At 64.4% G+C, this 24,679-nt stretch carries 23 protein-coding genes; 6 read left to right on the top strand and 17 right to left on the bottom strand.

The window, feature by feature from the left end; all coding sequences use genetic code 11:
* Window positions 1-12 precede the first annotated feature (12 nt).
* Together pufM and pufC are read left to right on the top strand one after the other, a co-directional pair.
* The gene (pufM, locus tag I6A82_RS03545; RefSeq protein WP_198093758.1) at window positions 13-1,062 is read left to right on the top strand and encodes a photosynthetic reaction center subunit M; all 1,050 of its coding nucleotides are present in this window, start codon (window positions 13-15) and stop codon (window positions 1,060-1,062) included.
* Window positions 1,059-2,207 carry a photosynthetic reaction center cytochrome PufC gene (gene pufC, locus I6A82_RS03540; RefSeq protein ID WP_198093757.1) on the top strand — a complete coding sequence of 383 codons (1,149 nt, stop codon included), beginning with the start codon at window positions 1,059-1,061 and terminating at the stop codon, window positions 2,205-2,207. Before pufM ends, pufC begins: the two co-directional genes overlap by 4 nt.
* 110 nt (window positions 2,208-2,317) lie before the next feature.
* Here the strand turns inward: pufC and I6A82_RS03535 are convergent, their stop codons facing one another.
* A complete protein-coding gene (locus tag I6A82_RS03535) occupies window positions 2,318-2,779 on the bottom strand; it encodes a hypothetical protein (protein WP_232343263.1) in 462 nt (153 codons plus the stop codon).
* A 111-nt stretch (window positions 2,780-2,890) separates the two neighbouring features.
* On the opposite strand from I6A82_RS03535, the gene I6A82_RS03530 reads away from it, so the two are divergent.
* Window positions 2,891-3,340 carry a MarR family winged helix-turn-helix transcriptional regulator gene (locus I6A82_RS03530; protein ID WP_198093756.1) on the top strand — a complete coding sequence of 150 codons (450 nt, stop codon included), beginning with the start codon at window positions 2,891-2,893 and terminating at the stop codon, window positions 3,338-3,340.
* Window positions 3,341-3,423: 83 nt separating this feature from the next.
* Window positions 3,424-3,825 carry a GFA family protein gene (locus I6A82_RS03525; protein WP_232343260.1) on the top strand — a complete coding sequence of 134 codons (402 nt, stop codon included), beginning with the start codon at window positions 3,424-3,426 and terminating at the stop codon, window positions 3,823-3,825.
* Window positions 3,826-3,868: 43 nt separating this feature from the next.
* Here I6A82_RS03525 and I6A82_RS03520 read toward each other — a convergent pair whose 3' ends face one another.
* The 16 genes from I6A82_RS03520 to bchF are packed head-to-tail and all read right to left on the bottom strand — an operon-like array spanning window position 3,869 to window position 22,133.
* Window positions 3,869-5,335 (bottom strand): MFS transporter, encoded by a 1,467-nt coding sequence (locus I6A82_RS03520; protein ID WP_198093754.1) that lies wholly within the window; start codon window positions 5,333-5,335, stop codon window positions 3,869-3,871.
* Window positions 5,336-5,372: 37 nt separating this feature from the next.
* Entirely contained in the window at window positions 5,373-5,822 is a 450-nt protein-coding gene (locus I6A82_RS03515; RefSeq protein WP_232343259.1) for a phosphate-starvation-inducible protein PsiE, read from the bottom strand.
* Window positions 5,823-5,836: 14 nt separating this feature from the next.
* Window positions 5,837-7,057, bottom strand: coding sequence for a 5-aminolevulinate synthase (gene hemA, locus I6A82_RS03510; protein WP_198093753.1), 1,221 nt, complete (start codon window positions 7,055-7,057; stop codon window positions 5,837-5,839).
* A gap of 11 nt (window positions 7,058-7,068) precedes the next feature.
* Window positions 7,069-8,814: a putative photosynthetic complex assembly protein PuhE gene (puhE, locus tag I6A82_RS03505; protein ID WP_198093752.1), complete on the bottom strand. Its 1,746-nt coding sequence runs from the start codon at window positions 8,812-8,814 to the stop codon at window positions 7,069-7,071.
* A 6-nt stretch (window positions 8,815-8,820) separates the two neighbouring features.
* Window positions 8,821-9,903 carry a magnesium-protoporphyrin IX monomethyl ester (oxidative) cyclase gene (acsF, locus tag I6A82_RS03500; RefSeq protein ID WP_198093751.1) on the bottom strand — a complete coding sequence of 361 codons (1,083 nt, stop codon included), beginning with the start codon at window positions 9,901-9,903 and terminating at the stop codon, window positions 8,821-8,823.
* The gene (locus I6A82_RS03495; RefSeq protein ID WP_198093750.1) at window positions 9,900-10,184 is read right to left on the bottom strand and encodes a hypothetical protein; all 285 of its coding nucleotides are present in this window, start codon (window positions 10,182-10,184) and stop codon (window positions 9,900-9,902) included. The genes acsF and I6A82_RS03495 overlap by 4 nt, the downstream gene beginning before the upstream one ends.
* Complete coding sequence (puhC, locus tag I6A82_RS03490) at window positions 10,181-10,705, bottom strand: photosynthetic complex assembly protein PuhC (RefSeq protein ID WP_198093749.1); 525 nt, start codon at window positions 10,703-10,705, stop codon at window positions 10,181-10,183. Before puhC ends, I6A82_RS03495 begins: the two co-directional genes overlap by 4 nt.
* Window positions 10,702-11,361 carry a photosynthetic complex putative assembly protein PuhB gene (puhB, locus tag I6A82_RS03485; RefSeq protein WP_198093748.1) on the bottom strand — a complete coding sequence of 220 codons (660 nt, stop codon included), beginning with the start codon at window positions 11,359-11,361 and terminating at the stop codon, window positions 10,702-10,704. The genes puhC and puhB overlap by 4 nt, the downstream gene beginning before the upstream one ends.
* Entirely contained in the window at window positions 11,358-12,332 is a 975-nt protein-coding gene (gene puhA, locus I6A82_RS03480; protein ID WP_198093747.1) for a photosynthetic reaction center subunit H, read from the bottom strand. Before puhA ends, puhB begins: the two co-directional genes overlap by 4 nt.
* A gap of 19 nt (window positions 12,333-12,351) precedes the next feature.
* A complete protein-coding gene (locus I6A82_RS03475; RefSeq protein WP_198093746.1) occupies window positions 12,352-13,761 on the bottom strand; it encodes a BCD family MFS transporter in 1,410 nt (469 codons plus the stop codon).
* On the bottom strand, window positions 13,758-14,447 hold the full coding sequence (bchM, locus tag I6A82_RS03470; RefSeq protein ID WP_198093745.1) for a magnesium protoporphyrin IX methyltransferase: 690 nt from the start codon (window positions 14,445-14,447) through the stop codon (window positions 13,758-13,760). Before bchM ends, I6A82_RS03475 begins: the two co-directional genes overlap by 4 nt.
* Window positions 14,447-15,349, bottom strand: a complete 903-nt coding sequence (gene bchL, locus I6A82_RS03465) for a ferredoxin:protochlorophyllide reductase (ATP-dependent) iron-sulfur ATP-binding protein (protein ID WP_198093744.1) — start codon at window positions 15,347-15,349, stop codon at window positions 14,447-14,449. Before bchL ends, bchM begins: the two co-directional genes overlap by 1 nt.
* Entirely contained in the window at window positions 15,346-18,864 is a 3,519-nt protein-coding gene (locus I6A82_RS03460) for a cobaltochelatase subunit CobN (protein ID WP_198093743.1), read from the bottom strand. Before I6A82_RS03460 ends, bchL begins: the two co-directional genes overlap by 4 nt.
* Window positions 18,854-20,401, bottom strand: coding sequence for a ferredoxin:protochlorophyllide reductase (ATP-dependent) subunit B (gene bchB, locus I6A82_RS03455; RefSeq protein ID WP_198093742.1), 1,548 nt, complete (start codon window positions 20,399-20,401; stop codon window positions 18,854-18,856). Before bchB ends, I6A82_RS03460 begins: the two co-directional genes overlap by 11 nt.
* A 2-nt stretch (window positions 20,402-20,403) precedes the next feature.
* Window positions 20,404-21,645: a ferredoxin:protochlorophyllide reductase (ATP-dependent) subunit N gene (locus I6A82_RS03450; protein WP_198093741.1), complete on the bottom strand. Its 1,242-nt coding sequence runs from the start codon at window positions 21,643-21,645 to the stop codon at window positions 20,404-20,406.
* Window positions 21,642-22,133, bottom strand: a complete 492-nt coding sequence (gene bchF / locus I6A82_RS03445) for a 2-vinyl bacteriochlorophyllide hydratase (protein ID WP_198093740.1) — start codon at window positions 22,131-22,133, stop codon at window positions 21,642-21,644. The genes I6A82_RS03450 and bchF overlap by 4 nt, the downstream gene beginning before the upstream one ends.
* A gap of 180 nt (window positions 22,134-22,313) precedes the next feature.
* On the opposite strand from bchF, the gene I6A82_RS03440 reads away from it, so the two are divergent.
* Complete coding sequence (locus I6A82_RS03440; RefSeq protein ID WP_198093739.1) at window positions 22,314-23,117, top strand: cobalamin B12-binding domain-containing protein; 804 nt, start codon at window positions 22,314-22,316, stop codon at window positions 23,115-23,117.
* A 77-nt stretch (window positions 23,118-23,194) separates the two neighbouring features.
* Complete coding sequence (gene ppsR / locus I6A82_RS03435; RefSeq protein WP_198093738.1) at window positions 23,195-24,601, top strand: transcriptional regulator PpsR; 1,407 nt, start codon at window positions 23,195-23,197, stop codon at window positions 24,599-24,601.
* Window positions 24,602-24,679: the final 78 nt, after the last annotated feature.

The raw sequence follows: 24,679 nt of genomic DNA, 5'->3' as shown, positions 1-24,679 counted from the left end.
GAGCTGACAGTCATGGGCGTTTTTGAAAGCTTCTACAGCCAGGTGCTGATCGATGGTCCCCCCGATCCGGGGCCGGATTTGCCGCCGGGCGACGAAAAGCGCATCAACACGCACGTCTTTGTGCGCCTGCTGGGCAAGATCGGCGATCCGCAGCTGGGCCCGTTCTATCTGGGCTGGGCGGGCATCCTCTCGATCCTGTTCGGATTGCTGGCGTTCGAGATCATCGGCCTCAACATGGCCGCGCAGGCGGACTGGAACCCGATGCGCTTTGCCCAGGGCGTGATCTGGAACGGCATCGATCCTCCACCTGCCAAATACGGCCTCTCCTTGTTCCCGCCGCTCACCGAGGGCGGTTGGTGGCTGATCGCCGGCTTCTGCCTGACGGTGTCGGTCTGCCTGTGGTGGGTACGGCTGTATCGCCGCGCGAAATCGATCGGCATGGGCAGCCATGTCGCGCTCGCCTTCGGTTGCGCGATCTTCCTGTTCCTCTCGCTCGGTCTCATCCGCCCGGTGCTGATGGGTGACTGGAGCGAGGCACCCAATTTCGGCATCATTCCGCACCTTAACTGGACCGCGACGGTCAGCGTTCTCTACGGCAACTGGTACTATAATCCGTTCCACATGTTCTCGATCGTGTTCCTCTACGGATCGACCATGCTGTTCGCGATGCACGGCGGCACCATCCTTGCCACCTCGAAATACGGGTCCGAGCGGGAAAGCCGCGAAATCGTGGACCGCGGCACCGCCTCCGAACGCGCCGCCCTTTTCTGGCGCTGGACCATGGGCTTCAACGCCACGATGGAATCGATCCACCGCTGGGCCTGGTGGTTCGCGGTCCTGACGGTTCTGGCCGGCGGCATCGGCGTGCTCCTGACGGGCACGGTGGTCGACAACTGGTATCTGTGGGGCATGAAGCACGGCATGGTGCCCGAATATGAGTATCCGTACGCACCGACCACGCCGCCCAATACGCTGGACGGCTATATCGCGCCGGGTGGCACCGCAGCGGTCGTAACGCCCGCAGATCCGTCGCTTGCGGCTGAACAGGGAGCAGGCCGATGATCAGGGATTGGATACTTCCGGGCGCAGCCGCCGTTTTTGCGGTGGTGAGCGGTGTCACGCTGATCCCGAAATGGTCTTTGCCGCCGATCCTTTCCACCGATTACGGCCCGGCGGCGGGCGAGATGGTGGTGTTCAAGGATTCGCGCGCCGAACCCAATCCGGCGCAGCCCGAGTTCCTGCCAGTGGCGGCGGGCGGCCCTTCCGCCAGTGCGGCCTATCAGAACGTCAAGGTGCTGGGCACCGTCTCCAAGGCGGAGTTCGACCGGACGATGGCGGCGATGACCGCCTGGGTTTCCCCGGACAAGGGCTGTGCCTTCTGCCACCAGGCGGGCGAGCCTTATTCGGCGGACAATCCGCGCAAGGAAATCGCGCGGCAGATGCTGGTCATGACGCGCACCGTGAATGCCAACTGGACCAACCACGTCGGTTCGCAGGGCATCACCTGCTTCAGCTGCCATGCGGGCAAGAACCTGCCCGACAGTCGCTGGTTCGTGGATGCGCCGCTGGTGCCGCCGGAAGGCGGGATCGTCGGCAAGCCGCAACCTTGGAATACCAAGGCCAAGACCATCCGCGAATTCTTCCCCACCCGCCCGAACCGTATGTTCCTGCTGGAAGGCAAAGGCATCGGGAAAACGCAGCAGGCGCAGCATCCGCTGGTGCATCCTGAGGTGCCCGAAAGCCCGCAGCATGACCGCGACTATGCCGAGCAGGTGTATATCCTGATGATGCAGATGTCGGACGGCCTCGGCGTCAACTGCACCTATTGCCACAACAGCCGCGCGCTATTCGATTGGTCGCAAAGCCCGCCCAACCGCCTGAACGGTTATTCGGGCATCGCCATGACCACGATGATGAACCAGAATTATCTGGCGAAGCTGGCACCGCTGACCGAAACCAAGCTGCTCGGCAAAATGGGCGATTCTGCCAAGGCAGACTGCAAGACCTGCCACCAGGGCCAGGAAAAGCCCACAGGCGGCATGATCAACGTCTACTATCCCGCGCTGATCGGACCGCCGCCGGAGGGTCCCTATGCCAATCCGCTGGCCGCAGCGAACCCGGCGATTCCGCAATTCACCCGTCATCCGAAGGTCGGCTATCCGGCCACCGACACGCTGGTGCAGTATGAGGGCGAACCGCAGCGCTGATCGGGCGCACACGGATGAAGAAGGACGGCGGCCAAGGTTGAGGCTTCGGCCGCCGGACCTTGTTTAGTGCCGCCGCCGGTCCGGTGGACGCGCCACCAACGATCGGCCAGCTAGAGCTGCAATCTCTTGCGGGGGCGCTTGGAAAGGCGGCCCGTCATGCGCAGCCCGTCCCGCATGTTCAGGGCAAGCAGCGTAAAGTTCACCGCTCCTGCCAACAGTTCCAGTGCCTGAACGGCATAGAATGCGCCGTCAATCTCGTCCGCCCCGGCTTTCCAAGAGAGGAAGAGTGCTGCGGGGATCAGGACGAGCAGGCCGTTGGCCGCAATAACCGGCATACGCCGCATTTTTCGATCTATGAAGCCGCCCCGCCTGCCGCGGGAGTGTATGGCGCCGCTACCACCTGCAGCCGCGAGCGCGGGAACCAGCAGGAGGAACCCCCAGGGAATGGCCGTCTTTACGGTGATAATCTGCGCCTTGGTCCCGAACAGCTCCGCGATGAGGGTGGAGAACCAGAAGATACCGATGAGCAGAATAGCAAGCGTGCCGGCAACGGGGTGAATGATCTTCGACATGAAAAAGCTCCTCCAAGCATGGCGTGCAGACGACTCCGATCGCCTCGCAATGACGTTACATAGCTTGCTATTATTTGTTTGCATAGTCCACTATGTAAGCTAACGGGAGGCATGCAGTTTTCGCGCGCCACCTCCGCTGGATACCTGATCAACGATCTTGCCCGACGTTTTGCAGCGGCTCTGCAAACGCGGATCAAACCGCTGGGCCTGTCGACCGGCGTCTTCCCGATCATGGTGCAGCTGTGGGAGGAAGATGGCTTGACCCAAGCCGATCTCGTGCGTCGGATCGGTATCGAGCAGGCGACTATGGCGAACACGCTGATGCGCATGCAGCGCGACGGCCTGATCGATCGCAGGCCAAGCCAGGCTGACGGGCGCGCGCAGGAGGTCCGGTTGACGGAGAAGGGCCGAAAACTGCAGGTGCCGGCGATCGAAGCGGCGCTAGCGGTCAATGCCAGCGCGCTGGCAGGGCTTTCTTCCGATGAGCGCAGCCAATTTCTGAACCTGCTATCAAAAACGATCGATACGTTCGACGCCGCAGCCGAGACAGCGCGCAGTTAGCTTACTTCGCCAGCCGATGAAGCAGATTTGCCCGGCGCGGCGGGACGTTTAAATAGGCAAAACCGATCAGAAAGGCTGTTGCGATGAGGGCTTCCTGTCACTGCGGACAATTGCGTGTGACCGTGCCCGGTCCGACGAAGGCCGTCGTCGCCTGCCATTGCACGGACTGCCAGAAGCGATCGGGCGCTCCCTTCGGAGTGGCAGCCTATTATCCGCATGGCGAAATCGAGATCGAAGGGGCGGCCAGGCGCTTTTCCCGTCCGACCGCCGCGGGCGGAGTCTTCGAACAACGATTCTGTCCGGAATGCGGGGTTACGGTGCTGATGAAAGGCGCCAAAAATCCGGATGTGACCGGCATACCAATCGGGCTGTTCGATGACGCTCACGACATGCAACCGGTTCGATCCGTATGGGAGGATCGCAAACATGCCTGGGTGGAAATAACGTCGGCGGTGCAGCATTTCCCACGCGCCCGGGTAGATTGATCGCCCCTTGCTTCAGGCAACGCGGATCTAAAGCGCTGGATCGTCAGCGCCACCGTGCGAGTAGCGGCGGACTTTCCAGGGCGACGCCGTCTTCCTCCAGCCATTGTTGGATCTTCGGCTTTGGCAGGCCCATGCGACCGCCCCAATAGAGTGCGATGCACAGGATCACGGTGCCGGCGCAGACGATCACGCTGATCAGCACCGAATCGGCGATGCCGCCGCTGTCCACGCTGCCGCCGCTTGAAAAGCTTTTCGACAGCGCCACCATCACCGGTGCGATGATGAAATCTCCGACCGAACGGACAAGCTCCACCAGCGCTACGATTCGGCCGAGTACATTGGATTTCAGCGACATGCCGGCAAGGAACAGGCCCGGGCTGACGGTGGTACCCGCGCCGAAACCGAGCAGGCCTACCGCGACCATTAGCAGCGTCTGGTGATCGGGCGTCTTCGCCATCAAAAGAAGTCCGCCGCCCGTGCACAGCGACAGCATGCCGATGAGGACGAGTACGGGCAGCCAGCGCGTCTTGAACAGCGCGCCCAGAAGGACCGCCGCGACGAGCACGGAAGCCAGCTGCGGCCAGAACATGATCCCTGTTTTCAGCGGAGCCTCGCCGCCCACTTTCTGATCCAGCTCGATGGTCAGCTCCATCAGTGTAACGAACACGCCGCCGCCGATGGTGGCGACCAGCGTTCCGATGACGGGGATGGTGTTCCACATCTTCTTCACCGGGGCGAGCGGCTCATCATGGTGAAATTCTACGAGGAGCAGCGCGAAGAAACAGATGAGCCCGACGCCCAGCGGAAGGTAGACAAGCGGGGAGCCGAACCCCGCAGCGCCCACCATGGCGATGCCACCGAACGGCAGGAACGTGGCGCCCAGGCCCAGCAGAAGCGCGGGCCAATCGAACCGCAAGCCGGGGTTGGGCGGCTCCTCATCCGGGATGATGACCATCGAGAGAAGCGAAGCCCCGCCGGCCAGCACCGCGAACGCGCCATAAAGCCAGCGCCAGCCCTGCAGCGCAGCGATCGCCCCGCCGAGCAGCGGCCCCGCCGCGACCGCGCCGAACAGGCCGATATTGATAAACATCGCGGTAAGCGACACGCGCTTCCAACTGAAGTTCTGGATGGTAGGCGGCAGCGCAACCACCAGTAGCATGCCGGTGCCGAAGCCTTGCAGCACCGTACCAATCGCATAGGAAGCGGGGCCGGTCGCCAAGGCTGCCAGCGCCCAACCCACAGCGGCGATGCCCCCACAAATGGGGAAGAGGCGGTGCTTGCGGAAGCGGTTCACCAGATCCCCGCACAACAGCGCGCCGAACGCATAGGCGGCGGTAGCGAAGGAGCTGGCGAGCGTCGCCCCGCTCTTGGAAATGCCGACGCCTTTCAGGATATCGGGCTGGTACAGCGTGGAGGCGCTGGTGACGAGGATATAGGGCACCAGCGCGATCAGGGCGATCAGCAGCGTGGGGGTGTATTTGCCTTCCAGGCTTTCGCGCAGACCGCTCATGCGCCGGACAAAGCGCGGGCCGCCAAAAGGTTCGCCTTCATCGGCGGCTGATCCGCAGCATCAGCGTGGCGGCAACGGTGAGGAGCAGGATAGCGCCTGCCTCAAACACGATGTTTTCGGGCGCCATTTCCTTGCCCTGTAAAATGATCAGACGCGCCAGAGCGGTAATCGCGATGAAGATGGGGAAGACGAACGTGGTCGCGCGGCCCGTGTAAAAAACCGCAACCATGCCGATCACCTCTGTATAGATGAACATCAGCAGGATGTCGGCCAGGTTCAGCTCTTGCCGCAACCAGATACCGTAAACCTCGCTGGCCGCGCCGCCCAACGTCATGAGCGCCACGAAAATTAGCAGCAGCCGTTCGAGGATGTGGAATATTCGGGTCGCCGGGGACTCGTTCAACTTGTTGAGCGAAGGGCGCGCCATGCCATGGGCGGTTTCTTCCTCCGCAGTGCCGACATTGTCGAAATCGGGGCGGGAGGCCATGGCGCGGCGGCCCGTCAGGCGGCCTTGGCCACATGCGCCAGCGCGCACTGGCCCCATAGATCCGCGAGCGCATCGACCAGCGCATCGATATCCGCATGGCTGTGGCAGGGCGAGGGCGTGAAGCGCAGCCGCTCTGTGCCCTTGGGCACGGTGGGATAATTGATCGGCTGCACATAGATACCGTGCCGCTCCAGCAACCAATCGCCCAGACGCCGGCATTTCTCGGCATTGCCGATCATGACGGGCACGATGTGGCTTTCATTTTCCATGTGCGGAATACCCGCCCGGTCCAGCTTCTGCCGCAGATAGGCGACCTGTTCCTTCTGGCCGTCCCGCTCATTGCTGTGCTTTTTCAGATAGCGGATGCTTTCCGCCGCGCCCGCGGCGATGGCGGGGGGGATCGCGGTGGTGAAGATGAAGCCGCTCGAAAAGCTGCGGATGAAATCGACGAGCTTCGCGGAAGCCGCGATATAGCCGCCGACGACGCCCACGGCCTTGCCCAGCGTGCCCTCGATCACCGTGAGGCGGTGCGACAGCCCTTCGCGCTCCGCGATGCCGGCGCCGCGCGGGCCGTACATGCCCACGGCGTGCACCTCATCCAGATAGGTCATCGCGCCGTAGCGTTCGGCCACGTCGCAGATCTGCGCGATGGGCGCGATATCTCCGTCCATCGAGTAGACGCTTTCGAACGCCACCAGCTTGGGCCGTGCCGGATCAGCCTCGGCCAGCAGGCGCTCCAGATCGGCGGGATCATTATGCTTGAAGATTTTGTATTCGGCGCGGCTGTGGCGAATGCCCTCGATCATCGAGGCATGGTTGTTCGCATCCGACAGCACCAGGCAATCGGGCAGCTTCGCCGCCAGCGTGCCGAGCGTCGCCCAGTTGGAGATATAGCCGGAGGTGAAGAGCAGCGCGGCTTCCTTGCCGTGCCAGTCCGCCAGCTCACGCTCCAGCAGGACATGATGGTGCGTGGTGCCGGAAATGTTGCGCGTGCCGCCCGCGCCCGCGCCGCATTCCTGCAGCGCATCTTCCATCGCGGCGAGCACCAGCGGGTTCTGCCCCTGACCGAGATAGTCGTTCGAACACCAGACGGTGACATCGCGCGAACCGGTTTCGCCATGGTGCAGAGCGCGCGGGAAGTGCCCGGCGCGGCGTTCCAGATCGGCGAAATAGCGATAGTTGCCGGCCTGTTTCAGCTCGTCCAGCTTGTCCTCGAAGAAGCGTTCGAAATCCATATTATCCTCCCTCAGGCGTTCGCGACGAGGCGCGCGACCGGCGCCCCGCCCGACTGGAACATTTCGGTCAATTTCTCGCGGTCCAGGCCGCTGCCGATGATCATGACGCGCGGCTCTTCGTCTTCGCGCGGCGCGTGGATCATGATCTGCGCGCGGCCGCCGGAGATATCGAAGCGCAGCCAGCCCTCGCCGCTGGGGACAAGGCCTTTGAGGCGTTCGATCCGCCCAGCCTCGCCCGCAACAAGCCGATCCAACTTCGCGCGCAGGGCCGCGACGGGGATTGGCTGCGGCAGACGCAGGCTCATATTCGCAAAACCGAGCGCGGGTGCGGCGTGGTGATCGTGGCCGTGATGATGATCGTGCTCATGATCATGGTCATGCGCCGCGTCGGGCCTGGCCTCCAGCTTCGGCCCGGCGGTGAGCCGCGCGGGATCGATCGCACCATGTTTGGCCGGCAGGATTTCCGCTTCCGGATTGATCATGTGCAGGGTCTCGGTGACGGCGGCGAGCTCCGCGGCATCGACCAGATCAGTCTTGTTGAGCACGAAGGCCGGGGCAAGACGCGCCTGGACCGTGAAATAATCGTGGAGGCGCGCGTAATCCGCCAGGAACGCGGCGGCATCGATCACCGTCCACAGCGTGATCGAGCGGACGAGCGGCTTCAGCTCGGGCGCTTCCATCACGCCCATCAGCGCCGCGACATCGGCGACGCCCGATGGCTCGATCAGGATACGGTCGGGCTGCTGCTCCTCGATCACCGAGCGCAGGCGGGTGGTGACATCGCCGCGCAAGCTGCAGCAGATGCAGCCATTGGGCAGCTCGACCACTTCGGCGCTGTCGCCGTTCAGAAGCCCTGCATCGATGCCGAGCTCGCCGAAATCGTTGACCAGCACGACCGTCTTCACCGACGGATCGGCGGCGGCCAGCACGCGCTTCAGGAAAGTGGTTTTGCCCGCGCCCAGGAAGCCGACGACGATTTCCGCATCGAACGGGCGGGCATTGCCGCGCGATTTCAGACCTGCATTCCACAACTTGCCCGCGGGCATCGGCAGCACCAGCATCCAATGTTCCAGGATCGCCAGCGCCATCATGGCGGTGAGGAAGCTGTAGCCCACCTGCTCGAACGCGGTCGCATCCCCGGCAAAGGCCCGCATCGCCACGATAACCGTGATGACGGTGGAGATGGTGACGCTGAACGGGAACAGCAGGTTCATCGCCTTCTTGTTGAGGAAACCCTTCAGGAAGGTGAGATGTTCGGGCAGGAACTCCTCGTTCAGGTTGCGCACGCCCAGGAACACGTTGAGCTTGGCGGACTGATGCATCCACCACAGGATCATGAAGGTCCAGGTGCCGATCTGGTTCGCCCCGCCCCAGGTGAGCGCAACCACCAGGATCGCCGAGGCGATGATCGCCAGCTCATGATAAAGGCTGGTCTGAATGGCATGGCCGAAATGCGCCCAGCCCTTGCAGTTTTCCGGGCAGGCCTGTTTCCGCGGGCCCGTCACCATTCCCATATAGAAGCTGCATTCCTGCCAGCCCCAAGCGAGCAGACCGCAGGTAAACGCGATATAGGCGCCCTGAACGGTCGGATCGTTCTTCGTGAGATACAGGCCGTAGAGCGAGGCGATGGTCACCACCGTCATGCCCGCCAGGCTGTATTTGAAGGTGTGCGGCTTCAGTCCGTCGAGATAGATGATCGCGACCGTGCTGGCCCACCAGATGAACAGCGCGAAGATGATGGCTAGGGCGATGGTCATATCAGGTCACCAGGTTGGCTGAAGCACAGGGGAAGCGGGCGGCGTGTTTTGCTGCTGCGGCAGGAAGTAGAGCCGCGCGAACACACCGGCGGCGCGAGCGCGCAGGCCCAAGCGCTGAAGACCGCCGAGGATGCGGCCCTTCTTGCGGCTGGCGGCAAAGCCTTCGCCGATCTTGCGCATTCTTTCGAGGCCCGCGAGGAAGCGCGGATCGTCGACATCGTGCAGGCTCGGGAAGATCTGCTTCGAGATTTCGTTGGTCAGCCGGAACACGTCGCGGCCGAACTTGCCCGGCTCCATGCCCAGCGCCGCGAAAAAAGCGGGCCGGTCATGATCGCGCACATACATCGTGCAGTAGACGGCGAGTTGGAAGAAGCGGATCCACCAGCGGTTGCGCCCGGCGGTCAGCTTCGGATCGGCCTTCATCAGCAGTGCGAAGGCTTCGCCATGACGGAACTCGTCGTTGCACCATTGCTCGAACCATTGGAAAATCGGGTGGAAGCAGCGCTCGGGATGCTTTTCCAGATGCCGATAGATGGTGATATAGCGCGCATAACCGATTTTTTCGGACAGATAGGTCGCGTAGAAGATGAACTTCGGTTTGAAGAAGGTGTATTTCTTCTCGCGCGTTAAAAAGCCCAAATTCACGCCGATGCCGAAATCCTTCAGCGCATCGTTGATGAAGCCCGCATGCCGGCTTTCGTCGCGGCTCATATAGCCGAACAGGCGGCAGATATCCTCGTTCGTGCCGCGCCGCTTCATTTCCTTGTAGAGGACGCAGCCGGAAAATTCGGCCGTCAGTGAGCTCACAAGAAAGTCCACGAATTCGCGCTGCAATTCGGGCGGGTAGCTGTCCAGGCTCGGCACCACCCAGTTGTCGTTGCGTTTGAAGTGGCGGCGGTTGCCGTCCTCGGCCAGCTCGGCGACCACCTGATCCCAATCTTCGCGAACCGGCGACACGTCCGTGCGGTCAAGCTCGTCGAAATCGGTGGTGTAAAAGCGCGGAGAGAGCAGCGTGTCGCGTTGGGCCTCGCTTGTGGTTTCGTTAGGCGCCGCCTTGTCGGCAGGCTTGATCGAGGCATAAGCGGTCATGCGGGTTCTCCGTCGAAGCCGACTTCGTAAAGCGAGGTAAGATCCCATTGCGCAACATGGCGCGCCCAGAAGGCGCGCAGCGGCCCTGCGCGGGTAACGGTGGCGGTGCGCCGCTCGCTGTGGCTTTCGCCATAGGGCACCACGATCGGCGGGCCGTGAACAATCACGCGGTCGCCCGGCTCCAATGCGACATCGCCGTCAAGCTGGACATGGGCGCCCAGGCTCTCGAAACGGTTCACCACCTCTACCAGGCAACCGGACTGGAAACGGCGGCGCGTCATATCGCGGGCCCTTTCTCCGGACTGCTTTCGAACACCGGATCGAACATTTCCTGATTTTCCGGGCCGAACGCGGCCAGCCGCATCGTGCGATGCGTGGCGGGATCGACGAGCAGGCGCTGCCCGTCTGCGGTCTCGATCAGCTGGATCGGCGTGTCGGGATCAACGCCTTCGCGCATGCGGATATTGGAAAAGCTGCGCAGGATCAGGCGGGGGAAAGTTTCCTCATTTTCCTTGGCGAGAACGACGCTGCTGCCATCGGCGCGGGTGGCAACAATGGCGATCGGCGTCTCGCCGATCGGCGGCGCACGGAAACGGAAGCTGACGGCGCGGGTCTCCGCCAGCGCGCCCTCGCGCGTGAGGCCGATGTCGTAAATGCGCCCGATGCTGACCGCGGCGATGGTAAACAGGATCAGCGCCAGCGTCAGCCAGATGACCGGACGCGGCACATGTATCTGGTCGTGATCATGCGCGGCTGGGCGGGATTCGCGTGGTTCGCCGGAAAAGTCGGTCAGAACGGTCACGCGGCCACCGCCTCACGCGCCGTGGCCGCTTCGGCGTAGCGCTCCGCCGGGACGGCGCGGCGACCGGTGGCGTTGAACGCGATCAGCGCTTCGCCGATCGTCTCGACAACCCGGTCCGGATTCGAAAGCCCGCGAAGCATCGGCTGGGGTTTCAGGAAATGCCAGGCGCGCGCATGCGGCCACAGCGCGATATAACGCACATTGTTCACATCGGTGACCTTCAGCGCGATCTCTCCGCTGCCATCCGGACGCAGGCGCAGCGAGGCGTTGCGGACGGCGGAAAGCGGCACGCTGACCGTCATTTCATAGGCGATGCCGATGTGCAGGATCACCCGCCGGTTGGTGAGCGTGTAGGTGGTCGCCCGCGCCGTCGCCCGCCCGATCAGCGCGAGAATGCCATAAGCCAGCCCGAAAAAGGGCAGCAGCAGCGTAGTGACCGCAACCGCCTGCCCCACCGGATATTCCACCACGCTGAGCATGAAGACGAGCAGCGCCGCCGTACCGAAATAGGTTGCCAGGCCGCGTGCATGGAAAATGCTACGGGTCAGCGCGCGCGGCTGCGGTTTTTCCTGCCACAGGATCGTCTCACCGGCCGGCAGCGTGCCATCGAGCCCGGCGGCACGCTCGGCATCCGTCAGGCCGCGCTGCACGCTCACAGCACCGGCTCCGCCCGCTTCGGATCGGCCCAGAGATAGCCGCCGCCATAATAGCCGCGCAGCTGGTTCTCCTCGAGCGAAGTAATCACCGTATCGAACTTGCGGCCGGGCACACCGGCGAACTGATCGGCGGTGATTGCGCCGCAGCTGACCGTGCCGTGCAGCTTGCTCACCGCGGCGAAATCCATCGGCAATAGGATGGAGCCGCGCGGCGCAGGGCTGCGCTCCCAGTCGCCCGCGCCGTATTCGTCATCCGAGATTTCCGCCGGCGCGACGATTTCGTCGACTTCGATGCGTTCCACCGTGCCGCGCGGCGTCTCGATAATCTCATCGGTCACGACGACACCCACCGTTTCCATCTCGCGTTCGGGACGGGCATCCTCGCTGCGCAGCCCGAAGACATCGGAGGCAAGCTCCACCTCAAGGAACTTGGCCATATGCTCGCTCTCGTCCACCCAGATGTCGGTGACCGTTCCGGCGATGCGGCGATCCATGCCGAGGACGGTGTAGCCGCGCGGATCGGGTTCCCCCTTCATCACGTCGAAAGCGGTTGCGAAGCGTAGCGGACGAAACACCGGGGTCGCATTGTGGGTAAGCTCGGGCAGATCACGCCGTACCGTCCAGGAGCCAGGGCCAAGGCGCGTGCCGAGCGCAGCCGCTTCGCGGTTCACCGGCAGGCCGCTGCGGTTGCCGGCAAAGGCGCTGGGCACCTCCTCGATCTCTTCTGGATGCGGGGCCTGTGTGGTGCCCTCGCCATGCGGTAGGATAAACGTCTTGGGACTGGGAAGCGGCGGGAAGCCGACCACGTCCACGCGGCCGTCCGAGCGTTCCGTCCGATCGGAGACGAGCGGATAGCCCTCCCGCTTATCCTCCTGGCGCAGGTAATAGACAAGGCACAGGAAGAAGAGGAAAAAGACGTTCACCAAGACCAGCGGAAGGTCCAGGCTTTCGGTAAAGGCCCCTATCGGCATGATGTCCTCCAGCTAGCAATCATGAGGGAAATTCCGCGAGCCCGACCGGACGGGCGGCAGTACGTGCGCGGCTGACCATCGGCCCCAACGCGATCAGCGCGGCGAACAGCAGCGCGATTTCAATGTGATAGACGAGGACGTAGGGAGCCGCCTCGCCCATCACCGTCCGGCCCGCGCCGCTGGCGTGAAGCCAGTCCCTCAGCACGCCGCCGAACGCAATGGAAAGGCCAGCCGCGCTGGCCTGCACCGCGCCCCAGGCGCCGATGGCGAAGCCGAAGCTGCCTTCCTCCGCCAGCGCGGTCGCGGCGTGAAGCAGCGAGACCGATGCAAGGCCACCGCCCAGCCCGATCAGGAATGCGCCGGTACGGAACATCCACGGTGCATCGAGCGCGCCGGAAAAGATCACCGCGGCAAAGGCGGGCAAACCGATGATCGCGCCATAAGCGGCCAGCAGATAGGCATCGCGGCCCATGCGCAATCCGCGCTGCGCCATCCAGAATCCGCCGAGCGAGCCGACCGCCCAGATCGCCGTCAGGAGCGTCGTCGCGCCGACCGACAGGCCCAGGATCTCGCCGCCATAGGGCTCCAGCAGCACATCCTGCATGTTGAACGCCATGGTGACGAGGCCAACGGCAACCAGCATGCGCCGCGCGCGCCCACCGCGATCGAAGGCGCGCCAAGAGGCGATCAGGCTGACCGGCGCATCGTCGCTGCGCTGCGGAGCCGATCCCCGCCCCTCCTGCTTCCACAGCGCCACGATGTTCAGCCCCACGGTGACCATCGCCGCGCCGCTGACCGCCATGAACAGGCGGCGCGGCGTAAAATCGTCCAGCAGCCAGCCGAAGACGAGCGCGCTCAACACCATGGCGAGCAGCAGCGAGACGTACATCCATGCCACCACGCGCGGACGCTTGTCCTCCGGCGCAGCGTCGCAGGCGAGCGCCAGCGCGGCGGTCTGTTCGGTATGAAGGCCGATACCGACCAGGAAGAAACCGAGCAACGCGCCCATCTCTCCGGCAAGCAAACCGGAAGCGGTCGGCGCGTGGCCCATCAGCATCAGCGACATCGGGATCAGCGCGAGGCCGCCGAACTGCGCCATGGTGCCGAGCCAGATATAAGGCACCCGCCGCCAGCCGAACACGGAGCGATGATGATCGGACTTCTGGCCGATCAGCGCGCGTACCGGTGCAATCAGCAACGGCAGCGCAATCATCGCGGAGACCAATCCTGCGTGAATGCCCATCTCCACGATCATCACTCGGTTGAGGGTGCCGTTCAGCAGCGCCAGCGCCATGCCCACGCTCACCTGCACCAGGCTGAGGCGCAGCAGGCGGCCCATCGGCAACCCCTCCGCCGCCTCGGCGAGCGGAAGCAGCTCGGCCGGAATGGCGCGCCAGATGCGTACAGCTCGGGCGGCAAATGCGCTCATCGGCGAACCAGCTCCATCATCTGGCTCATGTAGAACCCGCTGGTCACGCGCTCCTGATGCGCGATCCGCCAGCCGGAAAGGCGCGGATCGCCCGCGATGAGCCGGGCCAGCTTCGCGGGGGCCACCGGCTCGATCGCGGGCGCCCGGTCGCCGCGCGGGAAGAGCTTTCCGACGCGGTGCATGACGGCCAGTAGCGGGGTTGAGGGTGCGATGGTGAACAGGATCGAGCGTTCCGTGCGCGCGGCAAGGCCCGCCAGCGCGGACACGATATCGGCGGCGGCGTAATGGATCAGCGAATCCATCGCGACGACATGGTCGAAGCGGCCCAGTTCGGGCGAAAGCATGTCGCCGGCGCGAAAATCGATGGTCGCGCCCTCATAGCGGTCGCCCGCAATCTCGATCATGCGCGGGCTGACGTCGATCGCGGTCACCTGCGCGCCGCGGCCCGCCGCCTCCACGGCCAGCGCGCCCGTGCCGCAGCCTGCATCGAGCAGGGTGGTGCCCGCTAGATCGGCAGGAAGGCGCGACAGTAGCAGCGCGCGCATCCGGTCCCGCCCGGCACGCACCGTCGCGCGGACGCGGCTGACCGGCGCATCGGACGTCAGCTTTTCCCAGGCATCGGCCGCAGTGCGATCGAAATAGCGGGTGAGCTCGGCCCGGCGCAGATCGTATGTGGCGCTGGCCATCAGTCATACCCCAGAAAGTCGAACAGCTCGCGGTCGATCATCGGACGCGGCTCCAGCGGCTCCACGCCGTCGAGCAGCGACTGGGCGAGGCGCAGATATTCCTTCTGCACGGCCACGATGTCCGGATCGTCGCCCATTTCGAAGATCGTCGCCTTTTTGAGGCGGCTCTTCCGGATCGCATCGAGATCGCCGAAATGGGCCAGGCGCTTCAGGCCCGTCTGCGCGTTGAACCGGTCGATCTCGTCCGTATCGCGGCTGCGATTGGCGATCACGCCCGCCAGACGCACGTCGTAATTCTTCGCCTTCGCCTGGATCGCGGAGACGATGCGGTTCGCCGCGAAAATGGAATCGAAATCATTGGCGGTGACGATCATCGCCTTGTCGGCATGCTGCAGCGGGCTTGCGAAACCGCCGCACACCACATCGCCCAGCACATCGAAGATCACGACATCGGTATCTTCCAACAGGTGATGCTCCTTCAGCAGCTTCACCGTCTGGCCGACCACATAGCCGCCGCAGCCCGTGCCTGCGGGCGGGCCGCCGGCCTCCACGCACATCACGCCGTTATAGCCTTCGAACACATAGTCCTCGGGCCGCAGCTCCTCGGAATGGAAATCGACCTCCGCCAGGATGTCGATCACCGTGGGACAGAGCGCCTTGGTGAGCGTGAACGTGCTGTCATGCTTGGGATCGCAGCCGATCTGCAGCACGCGTTTGCCCAGCATGGAGAAGGCGACCGAAAGGTTCGAGCTGGTGGTGGATTTGCCGATACCCCCCTTGCCGTAGATGGCGAACACCTGCGCCCCGTCGATTTTCAGCGAGGGATCGGGCTTGTACTGGACCGAGCCCTCCCCGTCCGGGCGGCGTCCGGCAGCGCGTTCGAGCAGCGTCGCGGTACTCATGCGGCGATTCCTTCCATACGATCGTCGAGTTCGTCGCCGGCATCGTGCAGCGCGGCGAGGGTGGCGGCGTCGGGGGTCCAATAGTGGCGGTCATGCGCCTCGATCAGGCGGTGGGCCATGCGGGCAGAGGCGGTGGGATTGAGTTCGGACAGGCGCCGGCGCATCGCCGGGTCCAGCACATAGGTCTGCGTCAGCTTCTGATAGACCCAGGGCTGCACCTGGCCGGTGGTTGCGGACCAGGCGAAGGTGTTCGTCACCGACGCTTCGATATGCCGCACGCCTTCCTGGCCGTGATCCAGCATCGCCTCATACCAGCGCGGGTTGAGCGCGCGGGTGCGCGTTTCCAGCGCCACCTGTTCGGCCATGGTGCGCACCTTGGCGCGCCCGCCGGTGTGATCGCCGATATAGACGGGCACGGTGGCCCCGCCGCGGCGGCTGGCGGCGCGGGTCATGCCGCCCAGCGAATCGAAATAATGGTCGATCGAGGTGACGCCCAGTTCGGCGGATTCCAGGTTCTGATAGGCTAGGTCGACATGGCCGAGCAGCGAATCGAGCAGCTTGGGCTGCGCGCTTGCCTTGCCGTCGCGGCCATAGGCGAAGCCCTTGCGCGCGGCGAACTGGTCGGCCAGCTCATCCTCGCCTTCCCACAGGCCCGCCTCGATCAGATGATTGACGTTGGCGCCGTAAGCCCCTTCGGCGTTCGAGAAAACGCGCAGCGACGCCACCTCCGGATCGGCCCCGGCGGCAATTTCCGCCATGCGGTGCGCGCGGACGAAATTCTGCGCTTCCGGCTCATCCGCCTCGCCTGCCAGCCAGGCGGCTTCGGCGATCAGCTTCACCTGCAACGGCAACAGGTCACGGAAGATACCGGACAGCGTCACCACTACGTCGATGCGCGGGCGGCCGAGCTCTTCCAGCGGAATAAGTTCCGCGCCCGCCAGGCGGCCGAAGCCATCGAACCGCGGGCGCGCACCCAAGAGCGCCAGAACCTGGCCGATCGGCGCACCGCCCGATTTCAGCGTATCGGTGCCCCACAGCACGATCGCGATGCTCGCGGGCAGGCCCTTGCCCTCTTCGGCGTGCCGGGCGAGCAGACGATCGGCTTGCTGCGCCCCGTCCGCGCAGGCGAACGCGGTAGGCATACGGAAGGGATCGAAGCCGTGGATGTTGCGGCCCGTCGGCAGCACATCGCCGGTCGTCAGGATATCGCCGCCCGCTACCGGCGCGATATAGCCGCCGCCCAATGCGTGGCGCAGCGCGGGCAGTTCGGTTTCGGCCAGCAGCCGTTCGCGGATTTCGCCAATATCGGCATCCTGCGCAGCGGCCATTTCGGCGGCGAGCTCTTCGGCGGCGTTCGCATCCATCGGCTGGCCGACGACGTGCAGCCCGCTGGGGATCAACGTCGCTTCCAGCTCGGCCAGATCGGCGGACAGGCCGTCGATGTCCGCTTCGGTCAGCGCGGCTTCGTCGTCGATCAGATCGAGGGCGGCAGCTTGGGTGGCGATCAGCTCCAGCAACCCATCGCGGCGGGCCGACGCATCGAACCAGCGCGCGAGCGAGGCCTTCAGCTCGCCCAGTTCTGCATAAAGCCCGGCCTTGGCGAGCGGCGGGGTGCGGTGGCTGATCGTCACGGCCATGCCGCGGCGCTTGGCGATCGCGGCCTCGGACGGGTTGTTCGCCGCGTAGAGATAATAATGCGGCACATCGCCGATCAGCCGCTCGGGCCAGCAATCGCCGGTCAGGCCCGCCTGCTTTCCGGGCATGAATTCCAGTGCGCCATGGGTGCCGAAATGCAGCAGCGCATGGGCACCGAAGTCCTCGCGAAGGTGCCGATAATAGGCGCTGAAGGCATGGGTAGGCGCAAAGCTGCCGTCGAACAGCAGGCGCATCGGATCGCCTTCATAGCCCATGGCCGGCTGCACGCCGACCAGGACGTTTCCGAACTGCGCGCCGTAGAGCTGTATCGCGCGGCCATTGGACTGCTGCTTGCCGGGCGCCGCGCCCCATTGCGCTTCGATATCACGCAGATGCGGTTCACGCCGGATATGATCGTCGGCGCCGATCTCGGTAAAGACGTTGGCGGGCGCACCGTGGCGCACGGCGTTTCCTGCCAGGATCGCGGCGGTCATTGCCTCCCGGCTTTCAGGCAGATCGACGGCGTGACCCGCGGCCTTCAGATCGACGAGCACGTTCCAGAGCGAGGCGAAGACCGAGAGATAGGCCGCGGTGCCCGTCGCCCCGGCATTGGGCGGGAAGTTGAACAGGGTGATCGCGATGCGGCGCTCGGCCACCGGCGTGTTGCGCAGCGCAACTAATTTGGCGACGCGGCGCGCCAGCATATCGGCGCGCTCGGAATCGACGGCCATGGCGCTGCCTTCAGCCGCGCGCCCGCCGATGGTCATCGGCACCGCCGCGCCGTCGAGCTCCGGCAGAGCGACCATCATCACCGTTTCCACCGGGGTCAGCCCGTGCGCAGAGCTCTTCCAGCCTTCCAGCGTCTGGAACTCGGTCGCCTGCGCGGCGAGATAGGGCACATCGAGCTTTTTCAGCAGCTCCACCGCCGCGCCCGCATCATTATAAGCCGGGCCGCCGACGAGCGAGAAACCGGTGAGCGAGACCACCGCATCGACTGCAGGCGCGCCGTCGCGCAGGAAGAAGCGTTCGACCGCCGGGCGCGAATCGAGACCGCTGGCGAAAGCGGGCACGACGTCCAGCCCCTGTGCCTCCAACGCGGCGACCACTCCGTCATAATGACCGGTGTCCGAGGCGAGCACATAGGAACGCATCAGCAGCAGGCCGACGCGGCCCTTCGCACCATCGACACGCGGCAGCTTCGTGGCATCTTCGGTGATCTGCCCCGCCAGACGCGGGTGATAGAGCCCGACATCGGGATAATGCACCGGCTCCGCGCCTTCGCCGAGCCCGCGATCGGGGGCGTAGCGCGCAACGAGGTGGCGGATCAGGCCTTCCATATTCTCGGCAGACCCGGCGAGCAGATAGCCCATGCCGAGGAAATAGGCGCGCACATCCTGCGCGGTGCCGGGGATGAAGCGCAGGATCTTGGGCAGGCGGCGCAGCAGCGCCATCTGCCGTGCCCCGGCCGTTTCCGGCCCCTTGGCGCGGCCGCGCAGCCGCTTCAGGATCGCGAGCGCGCCGCCCGCCTCCTTGTCCATGCGGAATTTGCCGAGGCGGGTGAGCTTCACCACTTCGCCGGCCGACAGGCAGCCCATCATGGCGAGGCACTCTTCGCGTCGCGCTTTCAGTGCGTCGATCACCGGCAGATAATGATCTTCCAGAAACAGCATATGCGCGACGATGATGTCCGCGCGCGCGATGTCCGCATTGGCCGCGTCCGCCGCGCCGGGATCGTTCGCCCAGCGGCTTGCCATATGGACCGACAGGCGGAAGCCCGGCAGCGCCCGCGACACGCGGTCGGCCGCCTCTTCGAGCACCGCGGTCAGATGCGCGTCCAGGGTGACGACCACCATGTGCAGAGGCGCACCCTTACCGGCCATAATGCGCCTTCGCTTCGTACAGCGTATCGAGCGTGATGCGCGAAACGCCGCGTTCATTGGCGAACGCCTCGGTATTGCGCCGTGCCTTGCCGCGCACGAAGAACGGGATTTTGGAGAGCTCCTTCTCCGCCTCGGGTTCCCACAGCGCGACATTGTCGTTTTGCGGTTCGGGCTCATCCGCGATCGCTTCCTGAGCGAGGTCCGATGCCTTATGCTCCGCGCCAAGATGCGAGGGGCCTGCCCGATCGTGGAATTCCACATCGTCGCGGAACATGGTGAGCAGATGCTCCTCCAGCCCCATGACCAGCGGATGCACCCAGCTGTCCCACAGGACGTTCGCGCCCTCGAAACCCATCTGCGGGCTGTGACGCGCCGGGAAGTCCTGCACATGGACCGGCGCGCTGATCACCGCGCAGGCAATGCCGAGGCGCTTGGCGATGTGCCGCTCCATCTGCGTGCCCAGCACCAACTCAGGGCTCGCCGCGCGGATCGCTTCTTCGACGGCGAGATGATCGTCCGCGATCAACGCTTCCAGGCCATGCTGCTTGGCCACGGCGCGAACTTCGCGCGCCAGTTCGCGGCTGTAAGTGCCGATCCCGGCGAGAGTGAAGCCAAATTCCTCGGTCGCGACGCGCGCGGCGGCGATGACGTGCGTGGCATCGCCGAACACGAATACGCGCTTGCCCGTCAGATAGGTGCTGTCGACCGAGCGCGAATACCAGGGCAGGTTCGAGTGGCTCAGCGCGGGCGTGGGGTCGACCCCGGCCAAAGCGGCCACTTCCTCGATGAAATCGCGGGTCGCGCCGACACCGATCGGAACGGCGGACGTCATCGGCTGGCCGAATTCGCGTTTCAACCAATCGGCGGCAGTGCGCGCGACTTCGGGATAGAGGACGATGTTGAAATCCGCTTCCGGCAGCCGCGTGATGTCCGCCGGGCTCGCCTCCCACGGTGCGACGACGTTGATACCGATGCCGAGCGCATCGAGAATGGAATGGATTTCCTTCAGATCGTCGCGGTGGCGAAAACCGAGCGCGGTCGCACCCAGGATATTGGCGGTCTTGCGACCTTCACCGCTGAGCTCCGGCCGCGGCGCATTCGCGCATAGACCGCGAACGATGCGGTAAAAGGTCTCTGCGGCCCCCCAATTTTCCTTCTTGGAATAAGCCGGCAGCTCCAGCGGCACCACCGGCACATCCAGGCCCAGTGCCGCGGCGAGGCCGCCGGGATCGTCCTGGATCAGTTCCGCCGTGCAGGACGCGCCCACTAGCAGCAGTGCCGGATCGTACCGCTCCACCGCCTCGCGCGCGGCGTTCTTGAACAGCTCTGCGGTGTCCGCGCCCAGATCGCGCGCCTGAAAGGTGGTGTAGGTGACGGGCGGGCGCTTGTCGCGCCGCTCGATCATCGTGAACAGCAGGTCCGCATAGGTATCGCCCTGCGGCGCGTGCAGCACATAATGCACATTCCGCATCGCCGTGGCGACGCGCATTGCGCCGATATGCGGCGGTCCTTCATAGGTCCAGAGCGTCAGTTCCATCGCTACACCGCCAGCCGCATGGCGCGGTCCAGGGGGCGGGCGAACAGTTCGGCCAGATCGCCCGCCTGTTCGAAGCCGTGGATGGGCGAGAAGACCAGCTCGATCGACCATTTGGTGGTGAGGCCGAGCGCTTCGAGCGGGTTGGCAAGGCCGAGGCCGCAGACGGTGATGTCGGGCCGCGCCGCCTTGGCGCGGTCGAGCTGCCGTTCCAGATCGGGTGCTTCATGCACCGGCACATCGCCGAGCAGTTCCAACTCCGCCGCAAGCAGCCGCTGGTTGAGATAGGGCGTCGCCACTTCGGCGGGCCGCATACCGCATTCACGCGAGAGGAAGCGCGCCAGCGGCACCTCCAGCTGCGAATCGGCAAAGAACCACAGGGATTTTCCGGCAAGCTCCGCGCGATAGCGTGCGAGCGCTTTGACGGCGCGGGCGCGCGGCAGTTCGATGGCTGCGTCCACAACATCGGGCTTGATGCAGAAGGCGGCCGCGGCGGCATGGAACCATGCTGCCGTGCCCTCCGCCCCCAGCGGGAAGGGAGCGGCAATTTGGGCCGCGCCGCGCGATTCGAGAGCCCTCGCGGTCTCGGTCAGGAATGGCTGTGCCAGCAGGAAGCGCGTGTTCGGCCCTACCGGCGTTTCCAGCGCAGCGGCGCGCGCGGGGACAAAAGCTACCTTCTCGATCCCGATCTGCGCGAACAGCCGGGCAAACTGGTCCTCGACAACGTCGGCGAGCGCGCCGGCCACGATCAGCGAAGGCGCATCGCTCTTATCTGCGGGAAGTTCGGGCACGATGCTGGCGAGGCAGGCGTCCTCCCCTTGCGTGAAGGTCGTCTCGATCCCGCTGCCCGAATAATTGAGCACGCGGGCGCGGCCCTGATGCTTGGTCGAAAGACGCAGCGCGGCGCGCGACAGATCCAGCTTGATCACTTCCGACGGGCAGGAGCCGACCAGGAACAGCAGCTTGATTTCCGGGCGGCGCTCCAGCAGCCGGTCGACCACGCGGTCCAGCTCCTCATTCGCATCTGCCATGCCGGCGAGATCGCGTTCCTCGATGATCGCGGTGGCGAAGCGTGGCTCGGCAAAGATCATCACGCCCGCGGCCGACTGGATCAGATGCGCGCAGGTTCGGCTGCCGACCACAAGAAAGAATGCATCCTCGATCTTGCGGTGCAGCCAGACGATGCCGGTGAGCCCGCAGAAAACCGCGCGCTGGCCGGGATCGCGAAGGACGTCGGTGCCGCTCATGCCGTCACCGCAGCCGGCTCAGGCGTCGAGAGGCGCGCGAGCCGGAATTTCCAGACATATTGCGCGGCATTCACGCAATAGGTGGCGTAGGCCGCCAGAGCCAAGAGCAGCAATGCTTGCGAAGCCAGCGCGCCGGTGACCAGCGCCGCAATATAAAGCGTGTGGAGGGCGAGGACGAGAATGCTGACCGCATCTTCCCACCAGAAGGCGGGGGCGAACAGCCAGCGGCCGAAGACATGCTTCTCCCAGATCGCTCCGGTGATCATGATGGCGTAAAGAATGAGCGTCTTGATGACGACCGAGGCGGTTGCCGCGACATAGCCCTCACCCGTCGCCAGGGTGTAGAGCACCAGCGCGAGGCTGATCAGAAACGCAAGGAACTGAACCGGCGCCAGCACGCCCTGAACCAGCGTCCACTTGCTGGCATCCCGGCGGCGCCGTTGCTCGGCAGTGTAAAGCGGCGGGCGCTGGGCGTTGATGGACATCATTTGCGAACCTCGATTCAGCATGGTTCAGGATAAGAGCGTGGGGCTGCATGTCAACCAAATCTGACGTTAAGCCAGATTGACAGTTCTGCTCTTGGCAAACAGCTCAACTTGCTGTTTACTGTCGCCGCAGCGACAACGACTCGACGCGTCCTGGCGCCGGTCGATCGCAGGGAGGCGCAGATGGCCCAAAGGCTGCACGATCGCACCGATGTCGAGGCGCTCTATCAAAGGGCCTCCGAGGACGGCGAACCAGGCGAGCGCCCGGGCCACTGCCTTCATTCCGGTAGCAATGCGCTGCCCAATTTCCGTCTTCTGCCCGACATGAGCGATGCCGAGCGTTATGAGGCCTTTGTTCAGATCTGCGCCGACGCGGTGGCGGGCTTCGCGTTCGACCGGGCGGAATTTGCCGAAATCCTAAGCGCTTATGGCATCGCCACGCCTGACGAAACGCTCGATCACCTCACCGCGATCGCGCGCCGCCTGGGCGACATGTGGCTGGAGGACAGCTGCTCCTTCCACGATGTTACCATCGGCATGCACCGCCTCACCATGATGCTGATTGCGCTGGAGCCTTTCGGCGGCGAACCCGACGCCGAGCCGCGTCATGGCGGCCGGGTTTTCCTGGCCCCGGCACCGGGCGATCAACACAGCTTCGGCCTAGCGATGGTGGGTTATTATTTGCGCCGCGCGGGCTGGGACGTCTCGGCGGAGCTGAACGCCGGGGATGACCGGCTGATCGATCATCTGGGCGCGCGCCATTATGATTGCATCGGCTTCTCCGTCGGCCATGAACGGGCCATCTCTCCGCTCACCCAGCTGATCGGCAACATCCGGCGCCGGTCGCGCAACAAACTGCTGAAAGTGATGGTTGGCGGACCGATGATCATCGCTGATCCGGCAATTGCGGGCACTCTCGGCGCAGATCTCTGGGCGGCCGATGGCCTCGGCCTGGTTCAGCGCCTCGCCCCATTTGTGCCAATGTAGCTATATAGCCATTGTTAAGCCTATTCCTGTCAGCGCTGGTTGACAGGGGCCGGAGTGACAACCGAAACGGGTGCGTTATGAACCGTAATTTTGAAAATCCGGAGGAAAGCTTCAGCCAGGTTTCGGCTGATCTTTTCGCGCGCATCATGGGGCGCGTTTCGGATATCGCCATGGTCCTTGGCAGCGAGGACGGCGTGATCCGCGACGTGTCTTATGGCACGAGCAACTTGATCAACGCAGGACTTGGCCCCCTGATCGGTAAGTCTTTGATCGATCTGGTCACCACCGAATCGCGCGGTAAGATCGAAGAATTGCTGGCCAATGGCAGTCAGGATGGCCGCTGGAGGCACCTGAACTTTCCTGTTCAGGGGGGCAGCGACGTACCGATCAGCATGCAGACCTTTGGACTTGGCCGGGGGCGCATGCTCGCGGTTGGGCGGGACGAGCGGCAGGGCGCGGTGATGCAGCGCCGCTTTATCGAAGCACAGCGCGAGCTGGAGCAGAATCATGCGCGCCTGCGTCAGGCTGATCTGCGCTTCCAGACCATGCTGGCCTTGTCCGATCTGGCCGTGCTGACGGTGGACGGCGACGATCTGAGGGTTCTGGATCTGAACCATGTCGCAGCAGAACGCTTGGCCAGCGCGAGCCGCAATGCAAACGGGCAGCCATTCCTATCGCTGATCGACCGCGAGGATGTCGATACGGTCCGCAAGGCGCTCGATCTTGCCATGGCCACCGGCCGCATCGGCAGTTTTTCCGCCCGTTTGCGCGGCGGCGGAGAGCAAGTCTTCCAGGTCGCCTTGTTCCGATATGAGCACGCCTCACGGCTGCTCGTCCGCTTGATGGACGACGCCGAACGCCGCGAGGCATTCGACGCGACGTGCAGTACGCACGCCCTGTTTGCGCATCTTCCGCACGCCATGGTGGTGACGAACGCACAGCTTCGGATCTTGCACGTCAACCGCGCCTTTATCGATCTGGCCCAGCTCAGCGTTGAAGAAAATGCGTTGAGCCAGCCTCTTGAGCGGTTCATCGGTCGCAATGGTGTGGACACCGACATTCTGGTCGGTGCGTTGCGCGATCAGAATGCGGTGCGCAACTTCGCGACCGTGCTGACGGGCGCGTTCGGCGCGGCCACGGAGATCGATATCGATGCCGTGCGCCTGAACGGCCGCGACCAGGAGTGCTTCGGCTTCTTCGTTCGCGTTGCGGACAGAAGCGGACGCGCCGCCACGATCGGCGCGCAGGAAGGAGCGGGCTTTGCCGAGCGGGTGACCGAAGTGGTGGGCCGGGTATCGCTCAAGGAAATCGTCCGCGACACTACCGACGTGATCGAACGTCTGTGTATTGAAACCGCGCTCGGCATGACGGAGAACAATCGCGCGGCGGCCAGCGAAATGCTCGGCATCAGCCGCCAGAGCCTCTATGCCAAGCTGGCGCGTTACGGGATCGGCGGGGACGACGATGAGAACGGCAGCGCCTGACAGAATCCACTGTCTAAACAAATAGACAGATGGACTGACGGGGTATACCTTCCTCCGCGATGGAGAAGACTCGGCCTC

This window comes from Novosphingopyxis sp. YJ-S2-01 (assembly GCF_016093175.1).
In the GTDB taxonomy this organism is placed as follows: domain Bacteria; phylum Pseudomonadota; class Alphaproteobacteria; order Sphingomonadales; family Sphingomonadaceae; genus Novosphingopyxis; species Novosphingopyxis iocasae.
Note: the sequence above shows the minus strand (reverse complement) of the source record. Positions and strands in the feature narration are given on the sequence as shown.